At 60.0% G+C, this 20,356-nt stretch carries 22 protein-coding genes; 11 read left to right on the top strand and 11 right to left on the bottom strand.

What is annotated here, in order from left to right; genetic code table 11:
* Window positions 1-4: 4 nt before the first annotated feature.
* From ACPYOI_RS06295 to ligD, 4 genes are read left to right on the top strand one after another with little or no spacing between them, the layout of a single operon-like run.
* Entirely contained in the window at window positions 5-274 is a 270-nt protein-coding gene (locus tag ACPYOI_RS06295; RefSeq protein ID WP_481414427.1) for a hypothetical protein, read from the top strand.
* 14 nt (window positions 275-288) lie between these two features.
* Window positions 289-519 carry a DUF2188 domain-containing protein gene (locus ACPYOI_RS06290; protein ID WP_168829997.1) on the top strand — a complete coding sequence of 77 codons (231 nt, stop codon included), beginning with the start codon at window positions 289-291 and terminating at the stop codon, window positions 517-519.
* Between the two features lie 15 nt (window positions 520-534).
* Window positions 535-1,380, top strand: a complete 846-nt coding sequence (ku, locus tag ACPYOI_RS06285; RefSeq protein ID WP_481414426.1) for a non-homologous end joining protein Ku — start codon at window positions 535-537, stop codon at window positions 1,378-1,380.
* Between the two features lie 2 nt (window positions 1,381-1,382).
* Window positions 1,383-3,905 (top strand): DNA ligase D, encoded by a 2,523-nt coding sequence (ligD, locus tag ACPYOI_RS06280; protein WP_481414425.1) that lies wholly within the window; start codon window positions 1,383-1,385, stop codon window positions 3,903-3,905.
* Window positions 3,906-3,928: 23 nt separating this feature from the next.
* Here ligD and ACPYOI_RS06275 read toward each other — a convergent pair whose 3' ends face one another.
* The 9 genes from ACPYOI_RS06275 to ACPYOI_RS06235 all read right to left on the bottom strand — a co-directional run bounded on the left by ACPYOI_RS06275 (window position 3,929) and on the right by ACPYOI_RS06235 (window position 10,654).
* On the bottom strand, window positions 3,929-5,164 hold the full coding sequence (locus ACPYOI_RS06275) for a multidrug effflux MFS transporter (protein ID WP_481414424.1): 1,236 nt from the start codon (window positions 5,162-5,164) through the stop codon (window positions 3,929-3,931).
* 269 nt (window positions 5,165-5,433) lie between these two features.
* The gene (gene fdhA / locus ACPYOI_RS06270; RefSeq protein ID WP_168830001.1) at window positions 5,434-6,624 is read right to left on the bottom strand and encodes a formaldehyde dehydrogenase, glutathione-independent; all 1,191 of its coding nucleotides are present in this window, start codon (window positions 6,622-6,624) and stop codon (window positions 5,434-5,436) included.
* 137 nt (window positions 6,625-6,761) lie between these two features.
* Window positions 6,762-7,577 carry a non-homologous end joining protein Ku gene (gene ku, locus ACPYOI_RS06265; protein WP_168830002.1) on the bottom strand — a complete coding sequence of 272 codons (816 nt, stop codon included), beginning with the start codon at window positions 7,575-7,577 and terminating at the stop codon, window positions 6,762-6,764.
* Window positions 7,578-7,588: 11 nt separating this feature from the next.
* Window positions 7,589-8,320: a glutathione S-transferase gene (locus ACPYOI_RS06260; RefSeq protein WP_481414423.1), complete on the bottom strand. Its 732-nt coding sequence runs from the start codon at window positions 8,318-8,320 to the stop codon at window positions 7,589-7,591.
* A gap of 8 nt (window positions 8,321-8,328) precedes the next feature.
* A complete protein-coding gene (locus tag ACPYOI_RS06255) occupies window positions 8,329-8,622 on the bottom strand; it encodes a DUF3175 domain-containing protein (protein WP_481414422.1) in 294 nt (97 codons plus the stop codon).
* Window positions 8,623-8,658: 36 nt separating this feature from the next.
* On the bottom strand, window positions 8,659-8,973 hold the full coding sequence (locus tag ACPYOI_RS06250) for a plasmid stabilization protein (RefSeq protein WP_481414421.1): 315 nt from the start codon (window positions 8,971-8,973) through the stop codon (window positions 8,659-8,661).
* Between the two features lie 131 nt (window positions 8,974-9,104).
* Window positions 9,105-9,275, bottom strand: coding sequence for a hypothetical protein (locus ACPYOI_RS06245; protein ID WP_481414420.1), 171 nt, complete (start codon window positions 9,273-9,275; stop codon window positions 9,105-9,107).
* 313 nt (window positions 9,276-9,588) lie between these two features.
* Window positions 9,589-9,882, bottom strand: coding sequence for a DUF2934 domain-containing protein (locus ACPYOI_RS06240; RefSeq protein ID WP_481414621.1), 294 nt, complete (start codon window positions 9,880-9,882; stop codon window positions 9,589-9,591).
* 130 nt (window positions 9,883-10,012) lie between these two features.
* Entirely contained in the window at window positions 10,013-10,654 is a 642-nt protein-coding gene (locus ACPYOI_RS06235; RefSeq protein ID WP_481414419.1) for a UdgX family uracil-DNA binding protein, read from the bottom strand.
* 175 nt (window positions 10,655-10,829) lie between these two features.
* Between ACPYOI_RS06235 and ACPYOI_RS06230 the strand changes: the two genes are divergently transcribed.
* Both ACPYOI_RS06230 and ACPYOI_RS06225 read left to right on the top strand, forming a co-directional pair.
* Window positions 10,830-12,293, top strand: a complete 1,464-nt coding sequence (locus ACPYOI_RS06230; protein ID WP_481414418.1) for a phospholipase D-like domain-containing protein — start codon at window positions 10,830-10,832, stop codon at window positions 12,291-12,293.
* Between the two features lie 93 nt (window positions 12,294-12,386).
* Window positions 12,387-13,211 (top strand): endonuclease/exonuclease/phosphatase family protein, encoded by an 825-nt coding sequence (locus ACPYOI_RS06225; protein WP_481414417.1) that lies wholly within the window; start codon window positions 12,387-12,389, stop codon window positions 13,209-13,211.
* Between the two features lie 58 nt (window positions 13,212-13,269).
* On the opposite strand, the gene ACPYOI_RS06220 is transcribed toward ACPYOI_RS06225, so the two are convergent.
* On the bottom strand, window positions 13,270-14,259 hold the full coding sequence (locus ACPYOI_RS06220) for an MDR/zinc-dependent alcohol dehydrogenase-like family protein (protein ID WP_481414416.1): 990 nt from the start codon (window positions 14,257-14,259) through the stop codon (window positions 13,270-13,272).
* A gap of 228 nt (window positions 14,260-14,487) precedes the next feature.
* Between ACPYOI_RS06220 and ACPYOI_RS06215 the strand changes: the two genes are divergently transcribed.
* The 4 genes from ACPYOI_RS06215 (at window position 14,488) to htpG (ending at window position 17,899) form a co-directional block, all read left to right on the top strand.
* Window positions 14,488-14,775 (top strand): acylphosphatase, encoded by a 288-nt coding sequence (locus ACPYOI_RS06215; protein WP_481414415.1) that lies wholly within the window; start codon window positions 14,488-14,490, stop codon window positions 14,773-14,775.
* A gap of 193 nt (window positions 14,776-14,968) precedes the next feature.
* Window positions 14,969-15,394, top strand: coding sequence for a hypothetical protein (locus tag ACPYOI_RS06210; RefSeq protein WP_481414414.1), 426 nt, complete (start codon window positions 14,969-14,971; stop codon window positions 15,392-15,394).
* A 21-nt stretch (window positions 15,395-15,415) separates the two neighbouring features.
* Window positions 15,416-15,799, top strand: coding sequence for a hypothetical protein (locus ACPYOI_RS06205; protein WP_481414413.1), 384 nt, complete (start codon window positions 15,416-15,418; stop codon window positions 15,797-15,799).
* Window positions 15,800-15,997: 198 nt separating this feature from the next.
* Window positions 15,998-17,899: a molecular chaperone HtpG gene (htpG, locus tag ACPYOI_RS06200; RefSeq protein WP_481414412.1), complete on the top strand. Its 1,902-nt coding sequence runs from the start codon at window positions 15,998-16,000 to the stop codon at window positions 17,897-17,899.
* A 58-nt stretch (window positions 17,900-17,957) separates the two neighbouring features.
* Here the strand turns inward: htpG and epsE are convergent, their stop codons facing one another.
* Complete coding sequence (gene epsE, locus ACPYOI_RS06195; RefSeq protein ID WP_481414411.1) at window positions 17,958-19,193, bottom strand: exopolysaccharide biosynthesis GT4 family glycosyltransferase EpsE; 1,236 nt, start codon at window positions 19,191-19,193, stop codon at window positions 17,958-17,960.
* A gap of 402 nt (window positions 19,194-19,595) precedes the next feature.
* Here epsE and ACPYOI_RS06190 point away from each other — a divergent pair, with 402 nt between their 5' ends.
* Entirely contained in the window at window positions 19,596-20,240 is a 645-nt protein-coding gene (locus tag ACPYOI_RS06190) for a Crp/Fnr family transcriptional regulator (protein ID WP_481422674.1), read from the top strand.
* The last annotated feature ends 116 nt before the right edge of the window (window positions 20,241-20,356 follow it).

The following is a 20,356-nucleotide window of genomic DNA, read 5'->3' as shown; positions in this document are numbered from 1 at the left end:
TCCAATGTCGTATGTCCGGAAAGTTGGTCAAAAGGCCAAAAAGCTCGATCCGCGCGATCGGCTGATCGTGGCGCTTTATGCGCAGGTGAAGGCGGAGCGCGAAACGCGCGAAACCCTGGAATGGGTCATCCGCAACGGTGGGCTCTCCGAAGAGGTTCTCGAAGCGATCGCTTCCGATCCCGTGAGACCCGTTACCAGCGACGATCTCGCCTCCGTCGAAAAGATCATCGCACTCGACGAGCGCCGCAAGCGCGCTTCGCGCGACGACGACTGAGAGAGGAGTGGATTATGGTCGACATCACCTATCAGATCGTGCCGCATGACGAAGGCTGGGCTTACAAGCTTGGCGACACGCTTTCGGAAACATATGCTACGGTGGAAGAGGCGATCGATCACGCCAAGCGTGCCGCATCCCGCCAGAAGATTGGCGGTGGCGACGCGACCTTGGCTTTCCCGGCGCCGGGTGGCGGCTGGAAGTTCGTGCCCCTTGCGACAGACAAGAGCGGCAGTCGGCTTTGACCTGAGGAGACGAGCATGGCGGCGCGAGCAAGCTGGAAAGGTCACCTGAAGATCGCCGATCTTAGCTGCGCGGTCGGCATCTATTCTGCGGTCTCTGCTTCAGACCGGCTCTCATTCAACATCGTCAACCGCAAGACCGGCCATCGTGTCGAGCGCCAGTTCGTCGACAGCGAAACGGGCAAGCCCGTGGAGCGCGACGATCAGGTGAAGGGATACCGCACGGAAAACGGCGAGTATATCGTCATCGAGGGCGACGAGATTGCCGGCATCATGCCGGAAAGCGACAAGGTGATGGATGTCGAGGGCTTCATCCCCCTCGACGAAATCGACAAGCTCTTTTTTGACAAGCCTTACTATCTCGCTCCGGTCGACGAGCATGACGAAGAGGCGCTTCGGCTGATAGCCAGAAGCATGCAGGAGAACAACGTCGCGGCGCTTGCCGAAGCCGTGCTCTTTCGGCGTAACCGTAAATTGCTGCTCCGCGCCCGGGAAGATTGCATCGTCGCGACGATGCTGCACTTCGACTATGAGGTTCGCGCCGGCTCGTCCGTCTTCAAGGACATTCCCGACATCAAGTTCGACAAGGAAATGCTCGAGCTTGCCGGTCACATCATCGACACGAAGAAGGGCAAGTTCAATCCGAGCGAATACGAGGACCGCTACGAGGCGGCGCTGACCGAATTGGTGAAGGCCAAGATCGAGGGCAGGGAGCTGCCGAAGAAGAAACCCAAGCCGGAAGGTAAGGTCGTCGATCTCATGGAGGCACTGCGCCAGAGCGCCAAGATGAGCGGAACGAAAGAGCCGGCAAGGAAGAAGGCGCCGCCTGCTCCTTCCGCTAGCCGCCGCAAGAAGGCGAGCTGAGCATGGCGCTAGAAGCTTACCAAGCGAAGCGCAACTTCAAGCTCACGCCAGAGCCCAGAGGTGCCAAAGGCCGGAGCAAGGGAAACAGCTTCGTCATACAGAAGCACGACGCCACACGGCTGCACTACGATTTCCGCCTGGAGATGGATGGCGTCCTGAAGAGCTGGGCGGTGACCAAAGGACCGAGCCTCAACCCGGAAGAGAAACGGCTTGCGGTTCATGTCGAGGATCATCCGCTTTCCTACGGAGATTTCGAAGGAACCATTCCCAGAGGCCAGTATGGCGGCGGGACGGTCATCGTCTGGGACCGCGGCACCTGGACCCCGGTCGGCGACCCGAAGAAGGGCTATCAAAAGGGCCATCTCGAATTCGAACTCGATGGTGAAAAGCTGAAGGGCCGCTGGCATCTGGTGCGGATGCACGGGCGGCCCGGTGAAAAGCGCGAAAACTGGCTGCTGATCAAGGCGGAGGACGCCGAGGCACGCCATGACCGCAAGGACATTCTGAAGCAGCGGCCGGAATCGGCAAAGACCGGGCGGCGGCTTGAAGAGGTCGCAAAGAATCCGTCGGATACCTGGAATTCCAAGCCAAAGGGCGGAAGGGCCGTGCCGGTGAAAGCCGCTCCGAAAAAGGCCGAGCCCCAGGCACACGATTGGCCAAAAAGTGCCAAGAAGGCGGCCATGCCGGATTTTGTGGAACCGACGCTTGCCAAGCTGAAGCCAAAGCCGCCCGCCGGCGACGACTGGATCCACGAAATCAAGTTCGATGGCTACCGGCTGCAGATCCGGGTCGAAGACGGCGACGTGAAGATGCTCACTCGCACCGGGCTCGATTGGACGAAGAAGTTCGGCACGGACATCGTCGAGGCGTTCAAGGGATTGCCCATCCAATCAGCGATCGTCGATGGCGAGCTCCTGGTCGAGCGCGATAACGGCGCCTCGGATTTTTCCGCACTTCAGAGCGATCTGAGCGAAGGGCGTTACGACCGCTTCGTCTTCTATGCCTTCGATCTGCTGTATCTCGACGGCTACGATCTGCGTGGCGTGGCTGTTGTCGAGCGCAAGCGTCTGCTCGAAAAGATGCTGCCTGGCGGAAGCGACAAACTGCGTTACAGCCAGCATTTCAATGAGAGAGGCGGTCTGGTTCTGGAGCACGCCTGCAGGCTGAGCCTTGAGGGCGTCGTCTCAAAGCAGCGCGACAGCACCTATACTTCCGGCCGCGGCGGCGAATGGATCAAGTCAAAGTGCTCGCAACGGCAGGAATTCGTCATCGGCGGCCATGTGCCCTCGACCTCGATGAAGAATGCCATCGGCTCGCTGGCGATGGGTTATTACGACAATGGCAAACTGAAGCACATCGGGCGGGTTGGCACCGGTTATACGGCGGCGATGGCGCACGAGCTTTATGAGCGGCTCTCGAAGATCGAGCAGGAGGAGAATTCCTTCGACGATACGCTGACAACAGAGGAGCGGCGCGGTCTCGTCTATGTGAAGCCGGAGCTTGTCGCCGAAGTGGAGTTCCGTGCATGGTCCGCCGATGGTAACCTGCGCCACGCCGCTTTCCGCGGGTTGCGCGAGGACAAGCATGCGAAAGAGGTAGGGCGCGAGATGGAAAAGACCACCGGGGAAAAAACCGCCGCAAAAGACCTGCCGAAATCGTCCGTTACTCTCACGCATCCGGACCGCATCTACTGGCCGGACGTCGGTGTCACCAAAGAGGGGCTCGTCGATTATTACGCGCAGGTCTGGCGTTCGATCGCGCCGTTCGTCGTCAATCGTCCCCTGGCGCTCGTGCGCCTGCCGGACGGCATCGAGGGGCACCAGCGTTTCTTCCAGAAGCATGCCTGGAAGGGCATGAACCAGAATATCGAACAGATCACAGACCCGAAGGATAGAAGCGGCGAGAAGCTTCTGCGCATCACCGATTTCGATGGAATGGCGGCGCTGGTGCAATCGGCCGTCCTGGAGATCCATCCCTGGGGTGCGACGACCGACAACTGGGAGAAGCCGGACACGATGACGATGGACCTCGATCCAGGCGAGGAGGTCCCCTGGGAGAATGTCATCGCAGCGGCTCAGGAGATCAAGGCGCGTCTCGAAGCCGAAGGGCTTGCCGCCTTCGTCAAGACCACAGGCGGCAAGGGGCTGCATGTGGTGACGCCGCTAAAGCCGAAGGCCGGCTGGGCGGAGGTAAAGGCGCTTGCCAAACGGCTGGCGGACTCGATGGCGGCGGAAGATCCCGACCGCTACATCGCCAAGGCGACGAAAGCCGAGCGCAACGGCAAGATCTTCATCGACTACCTGCGCAATGGCCGCGGCAGCACGGCGGTTGCCGCCTATTCGACGCGCGCCCGCCCCGGAGCGCCGGTCTCCATGCCGCTGGATTGGAGCGAGCTCACCGGTGAAATAGGCCCGGCCTATTTCACCGTGGCCAACACGCCCGCGCGTGTCGACGCCGTGCCGAAGGATCCGTGGGCCGGTTTCTTCGATGCGGCAAAGCCGCTGGAGAAGAGGAAACGGTCATGAGAGGCAGCACCGCTGAGCCAGCGTCAGATGGCGGCTGGTACGCGCCTGTCGAGCGTTGCCGCACAAATTGCTGCTGCGAGCGCGAGTGACGCGGGGACCAGCAATACGCCGAGCAAGACATTGAAGCTCGCCGAACCGTCAAGAACCGGACCGGCAATCGCGGCGATGACTGCACCACCTCCGACGCTCATCGCCGCTACCAACCCTGCCGCGGTGCCTGCCAGATCGGGACGCACCGAGAGCACACCGGCATTGGCGGCGGGCATTATGAGCCCGTTGCCTATACCGATGAATATGCAGGCTCCAAAGAAGGCAACAACCGGCGTAACGCCGACGGCCGACAGAGCCCCGCCGGCCAACAGGCCCACGCAGGTCAGGAAGCGCCCGGCGACGAGAACGCTACCGATTCGCATTCGGGAGGCATATCGTCCGGCCAGATAGCTGCCCAGTATGAAGCCGGCGGGCACCATGCCCATGCAGAGGCCAAGCCTGGCACTCGATCCGCCGAGCGCCTCTCCCGCGACCAGTGGCGCGCCGCCCAGAAAGACATAAAGCGTCCCCATCGAGCACGCCATGCACAGGGCATAGAGCCAGAAACGCTGCGAACTCAGGAGCTGCCGGTACGAGGAGAAATACGCGGGCCTTCGCCTCGATGGATCGGTGGTGCTCTCCTTTATCTCGCTGATGGCCAATGCCAGTGCCGCGATGCCGAAAACCGCAAGGAGAACGAAGTTCGCCCGCCATCCGAATAACTCCTCCACCGATCCGCCAATCGTGGGCCCGATCATCGGCGCAATAGCCCAGCCCATGGCGAGATATCCGAATTTGCTAGCGGCTTTGTGCCCGCCGGACGTTTCCTTGATGATGACCAGTGCGATCGAGAAACATGTCGCGATCGAGGCTTGCAGCGTCCGAAAAAGCAGAAAGACGTATATGTCGTTCGCCATGGCGCAGCCGAGCGATGCCAGGACGAAGGCGGATAACGCCGCCAAGACGACCGGCCTACGGCCATACCGGTCGGAAAGGGTACCGCCGACGATTTCCGCCAGCGCGGTGAGGGCCGCATAGGCCGCCACCGTCAGGTTGACCAAAGCAGCGTCGGCCTCAAAGGCCGAGGCAATCTCGGGCAGGGACGGCAGAATCATATTCACGGGTAGAACGGATAGCGCCGTGAGCAGTATAAGGGTGCCCAGTCGGGGTGGTGTGGCTGCCTCGTTTGCGCGTGCAGCCGACGGTTCGGATTCGGTTTCGCCGGTCATCGTTTCGTTTCTCGTTTGCCAGGAGGGTGAAAGTTCCAACGGGGCCGGCCTGAAATCCGGGCAATAAAAAAGGCCCCGTCAGGAGCCTGCTTACCGCGCATGGGTGCTTTCGCCAGATAGCTATGCCATCGTGCCCATGCGCCCTATCACCACTGCGAGAAACATCGCGATTGTCATGCCCTAGAGCTACCGGCAAACGTGCAGGGGGTCAACTGGCGATTGAGTGATTTTCTGAGAGAGGGGCGGATCAGATCCGCCCCCTCCGATCATCAAGCAGCCTTCGCCACATCGCCATGCGGGTCGAGCACGAACTTCATGGCGGCTCCGTGGTCGAAGCTCTCGTAACCCTGCGGGGCATCCTCGAGCGAGATCACCTTGGCGTTGACGATGTCGGCGATCGGCAGGCGGTCGTGGAGGATTGCCTGCATGAGCTGGCGATTGTACTTCAGGACAGGCGTCTGGCCGGTGTGGAAGGACTGCGCCTTTGCCCAGCCGAGGCCGAAACGGAGCGACAGGTTGCCGTGCTTGGCGGCATTGTCGACAGCGCCGGGGTCTTCGGTGACGTAAAGGCCCGGAATGCCGATCGAGCCGGCGGCGCGGGTTATCTCCATCATCTGGTTGAGAACGATCGCCGGCTGCTCGCCGCCGGAATGACCGCGGGCCTCGAAGCCGACGGCATCAATCGCGCTGTCGACCTCATTGGTGCCGACGACCTGGGCGATCATGTCGCCGAGGCGGTCGCTCTTCGAAAGGTCGATGGGCTCGAAGCCCACCTTGGCGGCATGCGCCAGGCGATCCTTGTTGAAATCGCCGATCATCACGACAGCAGCACCGAGGATGCGGGCTGAAGCGGCAGCGGCCAAGCCGACCGGACCGGCGCCTGCGACATAGACCGTCGAGCCGACGCCGACGCCGGCGCGCACCGCGCCATGGAAGCCCGTCGGGAGGATATCGGAGAGCATCGTGAGATCGCGGATCTTCGCCATCGCCTGGTCACGATCGGGAAGTTTCAGCAGATTGAAATCGGCGTAAGGGATCATGACGTAGCGCGCCTGTCCGCCGACCCAGCCGCCCATGTCCACATAACCGTAGGCGCCGCCGGCGCGCGACGGGTTGACCGTCAGGCAGACCCCGGTGTCCTGCGATTTGCAGCAGCGGCAGCGGCCGCAGGCGACGTTGAACGGCACGGAAACAATATCGCCGACATCAAGCATCTCGACGTCGACGCCCTTCTCGATGATTTCGCCGGTGATTTCGTGGCCGAGAACAAGGCCCGGCATGGCAGTCGTGCGTCCGCGGACCATATGCTGGTCGGAGCCGCAGATGTTCGTTGAAACTACCTTCAGGATGACGCCGTGTTCGATGCGGCGGCCATCCGGTGCCTCCATTTTCGGATCGTCGATGTCGCGGACATCGACCTTGCCAGGCCCCAAATAAACGACGCCTCGGTTCTTGCTCATTTTCATCTCCTCCATTGAAAATGTTGCCAGCCGCGCACGGCATCCTCCCGATGCGAGCTGCCTCGAACAGATTAGTGCAGAATGAAGGGCGCGCCGTTCCGTTTACGACGGTTTGGGGTTGGAAACGGCCGCCGCGCTCAGTGCGATTTAGGCGACCTTGGTTTTTCGTTTTCCGCGGCCAAACTCTTCTGCAAGGCATCCATGATGTTGATGACATTGCCGGTGGACTTGATGGCGGGCTGCTTCTTCGCCGGTGCAACCTTCTTCATATCCTTCAGCTTGTTGCGGATCATCATCTGGAGCTGCTTCTGGATCGGATCCTGGACCAAGGAAGGGCTCCATTCCTTGGTTTCTTCCTTCACAAGCTTTTTCATCATGGCGAGCACTTTGCTGTCGACCTTGGTGTCGAGGTCGACATTCCAAGCCGGCTCCCGGACTTCATTGCCGTAGTGCAGCGTCCACAGAATGATACCCTTGCCCTGAGGCTCAAGCAGCACGGCTCGCTCGCGACGGTAGAGAACCAGCCTCGCGATGCCGACGACATTGTTGGCCTTCATCGCCTCGCGAATGACACAGAAGGCTTCCGTGCCGACCTTGTCTTCCGGCGCCAGGAAATGCGGCTTGTCGTACCAGATCCAGTCGATCGAGCCGCTTGGCACAAAGGTGTCGATATCGATCGTGCGGGTGCTTTCAAGCCCGACCTCGTCGAGTTCCTTGTCTTCGAGGATGACATAATCATCCTCTCCCTTCGGATAGCCCTTGGCCTGCTCCTTGTCGGAGACTGCGCGATGGGTGACGCTGTCCACATACCGGCTCTCGACCCGGTTCCTGGTCTGGCGGTTCAGAACATGGAAGCGAACCTTGTTGCTCTCCGTGGTAGCCGGCGTCAGCGAGACCGACGCGGTGACGAGCGAGAGCTTGAGATAGCCTTTCCAGAATGCTTGCCGCGCCATGACTAGTCTCCTCAAGCCGCCTTGTCGAGTTCGGGATAGTACCGGAAAATACCGTCTTCGTTAAAGGGAATGCGGCGCTCGGATTTCAGATAGGCGGCGATGTTCGGGCGCGCGGCCACGGCATCATGCAAGGCAGACAGCACCGGATATTTCTCCTGATAGCCGTCCATCGCCTTCGGGAAGGCGTAGTTCAGGCCTTCGATGATCTGAAAGAGGGAGAGATCGGCATAGGTGAGGGCGTCACCGAGGACGTGTTTCGCGCCCTTCGGATTCTGTTGCAGCACGCGTTCAAAGTAGCCGAGGAATTTCGGGATGCGCTCCTTGATGAACTCGGCAGAACGGGCTTTTGCCTCCTCTTTCTGATCCTCGTAGTAGAGCGAGGTGGCGATCGGGTGGTGCGTATCATGCACTTCGGCGACGAAGTCCGTGATCGTCAGCTGCAAACCATTCAGCACGTAGCGGAGCCCCTCGTCCTTCGGCGCGAGGTTCAGCTTCGGGCCGAGATAGAAGAGGATATTGGCGACATGCGAGATGATCAGCTCGCCGTCCTTCAGGAACGGCGGAGCAAATGGAATGTGGGACTCGCTGCTGCTGCGCATCAGCCGCATCATCGCGCCGGTTCCGCGGCCGGGGCCGGATTCGCGCGTGACGTCGATATAGGCTGCGCCGACCTCCTCCAGTGCCAGGCGGACGAATTCGCCGCGGCCCTGGATGCCGTTCCAATAATAAAGCTCGAATGCCATCCATCCCCTCAGTGTCTGGGCTCGCGGCCGAAATCCTTCCGCAATTCGTCCTTTGCCTTTTCAAGTGTGCCCTTTTGTTTCTTCGTCAACTGGTCGCCGGCGCGATTGATGTAGAAACTCAGCATCGACATGGCGGAGCGAAAGGGGCTCGACTTGCGGCGGTGGCTCTCTTCCGCCGATTGCTTGACGGAGTGAGCGATCTTCTTGGGATCGCTAGACTTGAAGACGCCTTCCTTGAGGTCCATGGCGTTGCTGTGTTCGGTCACATCTTGCGACCATTTCTTTTTCGTCGCCTTGGTCATGGAAAAAACTCCTTGATCGAAGAACGGCATGCCGTTTCAGTGATGGGTATGCTGCTCGTGGCGCTTGCGCGTTGCCGCAGCCTTTTTCGCGGATGCGGACCGTTCCGTTGCCGAGCGGGACGCGGATGCAGCGCCGCCCTTGCGGCCGCCTTTTTCAGAGGATTCGTGTGTATCCTTCTTGCCGCGGCCCGAACCGGACTTGTTCCCGCCGCCACTTTCCTTGTTCACCGTGGCCCAGGCTCGACGCTCCGCTTCCTTTTCGGAAACTCCGCGCGACTCGTAACCTTCCTCTATGTGTTCGGCCTTACGCTTCTGCTTGTCCGAATAGGCTGATTTGTCACCTCTTGGCATGATCTCACTCCTCTTGGCTGCCAAGAGGATCAACCCTGCAAAACCGGGAAAAGTTCCGGCGAACAGAAGCAGCCGCAAATGCCGGGTATGCCGAAAAGGGAGTTTGAGACGTTGGAGGGTTGCCTTAGAGGCTAGCGGCCAGAGCGCCGATGCAGGATAGCGAATGACTTGCTGAGATCAACGAGCCGGCCTGGCTTGGCAGAGTTTTCAGGAAATACGAAGCCGACCAGATTGTCGATTGCCAGCACGAGACCCAGCGCGAGAGCCAGATAAAGAAAGGCAGCGAAGGACAGGATCAGCATCTCTTAAACCGGCGCTATAAACATGTAGCAACCCGCTACGATCAGGGACAGGAGAATGGCGTTGAAATAGCCTCTGTTCACGGCATGCCTCCCATTTTTGCCATCAACCGCCGAGGCAAAAATTGGTTCCACGATTTGCCGCCATGTACCGATATTTTTCGGGAGGTCCCACGCAGTCGTCTTCATTCAGCTGACCAATCCCCCTGAGTCATCTGTTGTACGACCATAAAGTACAAGTAATTCAAATGTATGACACTCTCTCGGACGCCGCCTTCGCAGCGTCCGCGCGGGTAGAATTCAGCATCGAATGTGTTCAGGCCGATTTAGGGCTGACGGCCCGTTTTGGAGCCGGCTTTTCGCCGCTCTTGGTGGCAACGCTCTTGGCCTTTGCGGCTGCTGTCGCGCTGTTCTTTGCGCCAGCTGTCGGATTGCGCTTTGCCTTGCTCTTGACTTCTGACCCATCCTTGGACGCGGCAGAGCGTTCGAGCGTTTCACGCTCTTTCCTCGCTTTTTCCCAATGTATTGAATCGCGCCCGGTAGGATGTCCCTCTTCTTCCCAGAGGGAATATGCGCGCTTTTTAATCCACTCTTCTCGAGTTTCGGTCATCGCTGATCTCCAGTCCCATCCTGCCATCAAACGCTAGACTGGTTGCGATGGTTCCAGAGGAAAGGGTGATATTCAAGAGGAATTTGACACGCTGCATGGTATATTTTTGCGCTGCAGCATAAATAGGCAGTCAGGTGCTCTGAAATGCGGCAGCCTGCTCTAAATCGAGCACGAATTTCTTCCGGTTGGCGAGGGCATCGTCCTCATCGCGGATACGCAAGAGATAGGACGGGTGGATGGTCACAAGAACCGGTGGATGGTTCGCCAGCCGAAGAACATGCCCCCGCTCGGGGGTGAGCTTCACTTTGGGACCGAGGAGCGAATAAAGCGCCGTGGCGCCCAACGCGACGACAAGTTTTGGCTGCAGGATCTCGAGTTCTGCGCCGAGCCACCAGGCGCATCGCTGGATCTCCCCGGCATTGGGCTTGGAATGCAGGCGCCGCTTGCCGCGCTGCTCGAACTTGAAGTGCTTGACGGCATTGGTGACGTAACAGCGGGACCGATCGACCCCCGCCTCGTCGAGGCACCTGTCGAGCAGAAGTCCGGCTGGCCCGACGAAAGGCTTGCCGGCGAGGTCTTCCTTGTCACCGGGCTGCTCCCCCACCAGCACGATCTCTGCTGTGGCCGGACCTTCGCCGAAGACGAGTTGGGTCGCGTACTTGTAGAGGTCGCAGCGAGTACAGTGCTTGGCCTGGGCCTTCAGCTCGTCGAGGTCTTTGGCGTCTGCGTTCTCCAGTGCGAAAGCCGGCCCGAGCTTCGGCGCGACATTCATCAGGCTTCCTCCTTTTGTCTTTGGCCTGAACCAATCCGGAAGAGGTTTGTTCCGGCACAGGAACAAGCCGGCACCTGGATCCTGATCTGCTGGAAATAACGATGCAAAAAATTTCGCGTTTCAGTCGAGCCGTGGCGATTTGAACGCCACCGCTTTGCCGTTATATCTTCTTCCAATGTTTTATCTCATATCGACCTACTGGCCGCATATTCTATTCGTCATATCGCTTGCTATGGGCGCCGCCGCGGCGATCCATGCCGCCATGACGAAGGAGGAGGTGCGCGCGGCCATCGGCTGGGTCGGCGTCATCATCCTGTCTCCCATTGTTGGAGCGGTGCTTTACGCCATCGCCGGTATCAACCGCATTCGCCGGAAATCGCTCAGCCTGCGCCGCGATGCTCTCCTACCTTCAGAGACTCTCGATGAGCTTGAGAGTTTCGATGCCGAGCCGGAGACCGTCATCAGCGGCTACGGGCGGCGCTTTGCGGCCTTGCAAACGCTCGGCGATCGCATCACCAACAATCCGCTGACGACTGGCAATACGATCGACGTCCTGGAAACCGGGGACGATGCCTACGCGGCAATGAAGGCCGCGATCGACACAGCCGAGCGCAGCATTCTGCTCGAGACCTATATCTTCGACCGTGACAAAGTCGGCATCGAAATCGCCGACGCGCTGATTACGGCGGTGAAACGGGGAGTGGAGGTGCGCGTGCTGATTGATGCGGTCGGTGCGCGATATTCCGTGCCGAGCATTCTCGGCTATCTCGGCGACGGCGGCGTGAGAGTTTCCGTCTTCAATGGCAATGTCATCATGGGCTTGCGGCTGCCCTATGCGAATCTCCGGACCCACCGCAAAATTCTGATCGTCGATGGACGCCTGGCGCTTACGGGCGGCATGAATATCCGCGAAGGATTCTCTCAGGCGTTTGTCGGTGACGATTTTGCGCACGACACGCATTTCGCGGTTACGGGTTCTGCGGTTGCCGATCTCTTCGACGTCGCGGCTGAAGACTGGCGGTTTACCACGGGCGAGGTTCTGAACGAGGAGGCGTGGCGAGTCGAGACGCCGGAACGCCGGCCGGGTGATCCCGTCTTCATGCGCGTCGTGGCGTCCGGACCGGACCGCAGCCTGGAGACCAACCATAAGATGCTCATGGGTGCGTTTTCCGTTGCGCGGAAATCGATCCGCGTCATGTCGCCCTATTTCCTGCCGGACCGCGAACTGATCAGCGCGCTGACGACGGCCGCCAGACGCGGCGTCGAGGTCGATATCGTCGTGCCGGCGGTCAACAATCTCCTGCTGGTCGATCGGGCGATGACGGCGCAATTCGACCAGATCCTCAAGAATTACTGCCGCATTTGGCGCGCTACCGGCAGCTTCAACCATTCGAAGCTTTTGACGGTTGACGGCGTCTGGGCCTATGTCGGTTCGTCCAATCTCGACCCTCGCTCGCTTCGGCTGAATTTCGAAGTGGATCTCGAAGTGCTGAACGAAGGCTTTGCGACGGAAATCGACGAGCATATAGACGAGATGCTCAAATCGGCGGTGCCGGTCACCTTGAAAGGCCTGCGGGCGCGGCCTTTCCCGGTGCGCCTTGTTGAAAAGATTCTGTGGCTGGGATCGCCTTACCTCTGATTTTTTGTCAGCCTAAACCGTGGCAAGTTTCTCTGTTCGGCCTATACTCCCCGGCTTAGCCATTTTGGATCAACGGAGCACACGCAATCTCCGATGCATGCCCGAAAAGACAATCTCCCCGCCAGCATTCTGACGTCGATCCGCAATCGGAAAAAGCGGCTTGATGCCGTGCTTGCAGAGGCAAAGCCTCGATCCGAGGGCACACTGATCGCCTCGTACAACGTTCATAAATGCGTAGGCGCCGACAGGCGCCGCGATCCTGAGAGGACAAGCCGCGTAATCCACGAGATCGGCGCGGATGTGATCGCTCTCCAGGAGGCCGATACACGTTTCGGCGAACGCACCGGTATCCTTGACCTGGCGCGGCTTGAGCGCGAGACAGGGCTTATTCCGGTTCCGATTTCTGGCATGTCAAAGGCGCACGGCTGGCACGGAAATGTCGTGCTTTTCAAGAAAGGTTTGGTGCGCGACGTGCACCAGATCAAACTGCCCGGTCTTGAGCCTCGTGGTGCGTTGGTCGCGGAACTGGTTTTGGAGAACGGCGGAGAGCTTCGCATCATTGCCGCGCACTTCGGGCTTTTGCACCATTCGCGTGCACGACAGGCGCAAATGCTGGTCGAGCTGATGGCGGATCGTACGGAGGTGACGACGGTTCTGCTCGGTGACCTCAACGAATGGCGGCTGGGCGACCGCTCGTCGCTGAACACGCTTCAATCCGCTTTCCACTCGCAACCCGCTGCCGTTCCGAGTTTTCCGGCACGCCTGCCTGTATTGGCACTCGATCGCATCATGTCAAATCGCAAAGGCGTGCTCACCGCGGTCGAGGCACACGATACTCCGCTCGCCCGCGTTGCCTCCGACCACCTGCCCATCAAGGCGGTTCTCAACCTGAAGCGCGTGGAAGAGCTGACGGCTTGATCCTGATCTGCAGCGGCCGGAATACGGCTACTAGGCCTCTCGCGCTTGAAACCCTCACTCAGAGGTAGATCATCAATGCCTTGAGAAATCCGTGAGGCCGGTCACGCGTCATGTCGAGCGCCTCGTCGAGCCGCTCCAGTGGAAAGTGGTGCGTATAAAGACCTGAGGGATCGAGCTGCCCTTCCTGAACGGCTTCGACGGCATCGCGAACGTCCTGCACACCAACGGCAGGGTCGCGTTCATGGGCATTGATGACATCGAATCCCCGCTGGTTCCAAAGCCGCATGTTACCCTGCCGTGCATCGCCCTGATGATAGCCGGCAACAATGAGCTGTCCGCGTTCTTTCGTAAGTTCGCCGGCGAGATCGAGCGGCCACTGCCCGCCGTCGGCCTCGATAACGCAGTCGCAGAAGCGGCCATCGGTGAGCGCTTTGACCTCGTCGATGATCCGGGAGTGGTCATGCATGGGGATGGTTTCGGATGCACCCGCGCGCCTTGCCAGTGCCAGCGAGAACTGGTGAGGGGAAATGGCGATCACCCGTGCCCCGGCCGAGACCGCAAGCTGCATCAGCAGTGCGCCGAGGAAGCCGATGCCGACGACCGCGACGGTGTGGCCGGTTCGGATCAGGCTGCGTTTGAAGATGTTCATCGAGCGGCCAAGCGGCTTTCCCGGAAAGGGTTGGCCGGCCAGTTGGTCTGGCAGTCGGATGACGGCATTCTTATCGGCAATGTCGTGGGTCGCATAGGCGTGATCGCTCAGCGCTGCAACGCGATCCCCGACGAAAAGATCTTCGACCTCTGCCCCGACGGCGTCGATGACGCCCCAGCCTTCGTGTCCCAGGCCGCCAGGTTCTGTCGGAAACTTCATCCATTCGGCCCCGGCCCACGGTGTGAGGCTCGAAGCGCAGACACCGCAGCCTTCGAGTGCGACGCGCACCTGGCCGGCGGCCGGTTCGGGAAGCGGCAGGGTGTCGACTCTCATCTGGCCAGCGCCCGTAACCACCGCAGCCTTCATCCGAGATGGCAGCGCCGATGTCACGATGTTCATGAACATCCCTCCTCAAGCAACACCTATTGCGGCCATGCTGCAATTCAAGCGGCACGCGGCTCTCGGCCGCCTTCGAGCTGAGCAACGAGCACTGCTGACAACGAAGGGCAGCCCGTGCGTCGCGGCCAGCGCTCATCGGCGGCTGATCCGCCACCCAAAATAGCGTAAGCTTGGACGGCGGAAGCGACCTTTCCGCACTCACGCGGACACGAGCCGAGGGAGAGGGCTATGACGGATGATCGCCAGGCAGCGTTGGTGCGAATAACCGGAAGGGTACAAGGCGTAGGCTTCCGCCTCTGGGCGCGCGACCAGGCTCGGCGTCTCGGATTGACAGGTTGGGTTCGCAACGAGGCTGATGGCTCCGTCAGAGCCTTGATTGCGGGCGAGACCCCTGCGGTTTCCGCCATGCTGGGCGAGTTTCGGAAAGGCCCCCGCGGCGCCGCAGTGTCCAACGTCGAGGTGCAGCCGATCGCGATTGACGAGGCGCCGTCGGAATTCAGCATCAGAGCGGGCTGACAACGAGAGTTTTGGCGTAACCTGCATCGCATTTCGCTCTTCCCGAGACAGGGAACAACTATCTTTCAAAGGGGTTTCAACCAACGCGATGCCGGGTGATTTCGTCCGTGTGAGTGGTTTCGGCATCGCGGTTTGAATTGAAGTGTGTCGCGCCAGAACCGCGACACTTGCAGGAATACAAGGGGAGGACGAAATGGGACACGGACCTGAATCGTGGACGCAGCGTTCGTCGGCGGAGGAAGCAGCAAGCTCCGGTCTGGTCGGGGAGGCTGTCTTCGGAGTCGAGGAAACGGGCGCAAACGACTTCGAGACCGCTCGTCGTGCGGCTGCTCAATCGCGGAAGCATCTGAGGGTGGAAGTCGCGCTTCTGCGACAGCGGGTAGCAGACCTGCGGCGGCACGCCACTGCGGCGGCTCAAGCGTCCCAAAACGCCGTCCGGGCAGAAGCCAAATGGATCGATGACAGTGCACATGCGCAGCTAGGCCAATATCCTTGGCTGAAGCTCTTTGGCGCGATGGCGGTGACGTCGATCGTTGCCCGGATGCTTCGCCATGCTTCGCTGAGCGGGATAGCCACCGCTGCAGTTGCCCTGATCGCATCCCAACGCAGAAGCAGATAGATATGCGAAGGAGAGAAATTCATGCCAGTGCGCAAGGGGAAAACCGGCGAGACCGCTGCGATGGGAGCGCGGATCATCGACAAGCACAAGAAGGTTGTCAGCGCTCCGCAGCCTGAAAGCGACTCGGAGGGGGACATAGGCGCTCTTCGCAAGGAAATCGACAGCTTGAAGGCTAAGGTTGTCGAAATTGCAAAGAAGGTGACAAGGCGGGCGGCCGAAATTCCACAGCAAACTGAAGCAACGGTTAGACTCCGTCCGGTACCGGCGCTTCTGATTGCGGCCGCAGCCGCCTCGGTAGTGGCCCTTCTCGTTAGTCGGGCAACAGCCGTACCTCGCCGCAGCCGCTATCGCCGTTTGGTCGATGAACTGCCGGAGAGATTGGCCGATCTGCGTATGCTTCGATAGATGGAGCGGTCTGTCGCGATCATCACCGTCTAGGTCGCTGGGGATCTCTCTGCCTCGTAGCGAAGAGAGGGCGCATTCGCTCGCCGCAGAAGATCGTGAAGGGCACGATTGTTGAGGGCCGGGACGGTCGTCTTGAATTTCGGGCCGTCGTTTGCCATTTTTCGTGCGATTTCACACTCTTCAGGAGAGCTCCGAAACATGACGACTACCGCAGAAAAGCCAGCTGAGAGCCACATCTTTGAGGCCGACGTCGCTCGCCTTCTGCACATGATGGTTCATTCCGTTTATTCGGATAAGGACGTCTTTCTGCGCGAACTGATCTCAAACGCCGCCGATGCCTGCGAGAAGCTGCGTTACGAGGCGATTGCAAATCCGGCACTTCTTGCCGGTGATACCGACAGCAGGATTACGATCTCGCTCGATGAGGAAGGCCGTAAGTTCACTGTCGAAGACAACGGCATCGGCATGAGCCGCGACGAGCTGATCGAAGCACTCGGCACCATCGCTCGGTCCGGGACCCGTGCCTTCATGGAGCGCATCGAAGCTGACAGGGCTGGCGAAGGGGCTCAGCTGATCGGGCAGTTCGGCGTGGGTTTTTATTCCTGCTTCATGGTGGCTGATCACGTCGACGTCGTCTCCCGTCGCGCTGGCGCAGACGAGGCCTGGCTCTGGTCGTCGGAAGGCAAGGGGAATTATCGGATCGCTCCCGTGGATGCGGGCGATGCTCCCGCCCGGGGGACACGCATCACCCTGCATCTGATGGAGGAGGCCAAGAGCTATACGTCCCGCTGGAGCGTCGAGCGCATCGTCAAGGAGCAGTCCGGTCATGTGCCGGTGCCCATCGGCATCGTCGTGAAGCCGGGTGACGAGCCGGCGCAACTGACCGACGGGACAGCCCTCTGGGCAAAGTCAAAAACCGATATCACGCCCGAGGAGTATACGGACTTCTATCGCGGCATCTCCGGTCAATACGATGAACCAGCGCTTAACGTGCATTTTCGTGCCGAAGGCAGGCACGAATATACTGCACTTGCCTTCGTTCCCGGCTCCCCACCCTTCGATCTCTTCGATCCCGACCGCAAGGGCCGGATGAAGCTCTACGTCAAGCGCGTCTTTATCACCGATGAGGCCGAGCTTCTGCCACGATATCTCCGCTTCGTCCGCGGCTTGGTTGATAGCGCCGATTTGCCGCTCAACGTCTCTCGCGAGATGATCCAGGAAAGCCCGATCCTGTCGGCCATCCGAAAGGGCGTGACCAGCCGGGTCATCACCGCCATGGAAAAGCTTGCCGAAAGCAATGGCGACGCGTTCATCAAGCTCTGGGAAGCCTTTGGCAGTGTTATCAAGGAAGGCATCTACGAGGATTACGAACGGCGTACGCAGCTGATGGCGCTCTCTCGCTTCCGCACCACCGCATCCGGCGAGGGTTATCGGTCGCTTGCGGATTATGTGAAGAATGCCAAGGAAGGCCAGACCGTTATCTATTATTGGACGGGCAGCAGCCCTGAGCAGCTGAAGGCATCGCCGCAGCTCGAAGGCTTCAGGGCTCGTGGCATCGAAGTTTTGCTCCTGACGGACTCCGTCGACAGCTTTTGGGTTACAAACGCGCCGGAGTTCGAGGGGAAGGCCTTCAAGTCGATCACTCAAGGCTCTGCCGATCTCTCCCAATTCAAAAAGGTCGATGGAGAAGCAGCTGCGAGCGAGGAAACGCCGTCCGACATCAGGGACTTCATCGCTTTTGCCAAGGATAAGCTGGGGCAGGAGATTTCCGATGTTCGCGCATCGGATCGTTTGACGGAAAGTGCTGTCTGTCTGGTCGCCTCCGAGCAGGGTTACGACCGCCAGCTTGAGAAAATCCTCCAGGGCGCTGGCCGATTGCAGTCCGCTGCGAAGCCGATCCTGGAAATCAATCCTGATCATCCAATGATCAAAGCTCTCGCGGCGAACACGATCGATTCATCTCTTCGCGAAGATGCGGCCTTTCTCCTGCTCGACCAGGCACGCGTACTGGACGGCGATAAGCCGATCGATCCTCGCGCTTTTGCCGAGCGGCTGGCGCGGCTGATGGGGAGGGCGCTCCCGCAACAGAGGACGCGCTGAACCTCTGGCAGAGGACTGGGCGCCATAAGGCTCGCGGCAAATGTCGGCATCGAGCGGCTTAAACAGAATTCGCGGACGGCCGCCGGTGAACGTACGTCGCGATCAGGGACGCGCTGCGCTTGCTGTCGAAGCTGCCAACGACGCGCGCTCTCGCCGAGTTTGCAAGCCTTGAGGCCAAATTCACGTCCCGTGCAATCCGTTCGATGGCGTCGGCCATGGCTGTGGCGTCAGCAGGCGGCACGAGCAGCCCATCTTGACCGTCGCGCACGAGCTCGGGCACGCCGCCTGCGCCGGTAACGGCGACGGGTGTGCCAAGGGCCATCGCTTCCATGATAGCGACGCCCAAGGGTTCGGCCAGGCTTGCGAGCGCGAAAACATGCGCCTCCTCAAGCCCCTTCAGCACGCGCTGCTCCGACACGGCGCCAAGCAGCGTGACGGCGTGGTCCAGTCCCGCCCGCTTTATCTCGGCGGCGAGTTCCTGGTGATAGCCTCCTCCACCAAGCTCGTCTTCGCCCGCGATATCGAGACGGGCGTCGAAACCGCGCGCGCGCAGTTCAGCGATCGCGCGGATAAGATCGCTGTGGCCCTTGCACGGATTGAGCCGGCCGCATGAGAACACGCGCAACGGACTGTCTCCCGAAAATGCGCGATAGGGGGTGGAGCGTACGAATCGTTCCGTTTCTACACCCATCGGTGCGATCTCGATGGTAGGCGGCAGGCTACCTGCGAGCTCTTGCCGAACTTCCCCAAGAAGGCGCTCGGTGATGACCACGGCAAAGGCAGCGTGGCGCCACTTTTCGCGCTGGTTGGGACCGTAGTCGCTAAGCGAGCCGTGCAGTGTGATGCTGTACGAAGGTCCGCCCAGGAGGTGCGCGAACATCGCGAGGTGCGCCGAGTCGGCACAGGAGTGGACATGTACGTGCGAAATGCCGCGGTCGTGTGCGACGCGCTTGAGCCGCGCCCCCATGGCCGCGAGCGCCATCAGGCGGGCCTTGCCCATGAGCCCGAGCCCATCCGCGCGCGCGATGGAAGCGGCGGCGCGGGCAAGCCCGACGGGCCCGGCTGCAGCGAGCTCGGCAATGGCCGATGCGATGTCCGGAATGCCGCGCGGCGTGAGGTATGTCGTACGCTCCGCGGTCTCTTTCGCCCAGCTATGCGACATGAGGACCGCCGGCGGCAGGCGGGTGGAGATGGTTTCGGTATCGATCCCAAATTCGCGCAGCGCGTCGAGTTCGCGCCGGAAGAAGATATGTGTCTGCGCCGGAAACTCCGGAATCAACACGCCGATTTTCATCGTCCGCTCTTAATCCTAGAAATATTTGGACAAGGAGATGCGACGCATCTTTACCCGGTTTTCGATTTTTGCACAGAGATCGATCGAAACAAATGCCTTTAACGCATCGAACGTTCTTTCTTATAGTGAAAAAGACTATAGTAATACGACATCTGTAGTCGGAGCGATAGGATTTACTCGAGTTTATGTGGGGCGGCTCACGCGGTTGTTGCTGGGAACGGCCCTGCCTCAGAAAGGACTGTCGAACCTTTGGTACCATCGACAGGTCGGCGAAGGCGGAACTTTCCGGTTTTCCTGCAGTTCAATCCTGCGGGAGGGAGTTGTTTACTGTTCAGTCTCAGGGAGGGGAAGGCGATGTTCAACAGGATCCTCAGTCTTCTCGAGAAGAAGGACCGCGAACCATTGCTGGCAAAGCTGGAGCCCGTCGATCTGCCACGCCTTTTCATCCTCTCCGAGCCCAACCAACCTCAAGAATACAGCTTCTTTCTGGAGGCGGGCATAGGCTCAATCATCAGTATGTCTCCTTCCGGGCAAACCGCCGAAGTCGGGATTTTCGGAGCCGAGGGAATGTCACCGCCCAATAGCCTTTTTGAGGATAACCAGGCACCCTTCAAGGTATTCATGCAAATCGCAGGATATGGCCATAGGATCAGAAATGATGACCTGTTCGAGGCGCTTAAACAGAGCCATTCCATGCGCAAGCTTTTGAGCCGCTATGCGCAAACCTTGTTCGTGCAAACCGCCTACACCGCTCTTTCGAACGCGACGCATCGGATCGACGAGCGCCTCGCGCGATGGATACTGATGGTGCATGACCGCACGGTGGGGGATCGTCTTCTGCTTACGCATGATTTTCTGGCGGAGGTGCTCAATGTCCGGCGCCCGAGCGTTACGACAGCACTCCACATGCTGGAGGGTTACCGCTTCATCGTCGCTGAAAGAGGGCTGGTTACAGTCCGCGACCGGGCCGGTCTGGAGGCGTTTGCCGGTGACGCCTATGGCGCTCCGGAGCGCGAATTCAAGCGGCTCATCGGGGCGATGCGCTAGCAGAGCTTATGGCGGAATCGGCTCATCGCGTCCTGCTCTCCGCCGGACCGCTCGCCGAGCTTGACCGCTACATCGGATACTGGAAGCCATACGCGACCTCGCATGATGAGCTGGAT

Source organism: Rhizobium sp. SVR5-2C (assembly GCF_056755115.1).
Note: the sequence above shows the minus strand (reverse complement) of the source record. Positions and strands in the feature narration are given on the sequence as shown.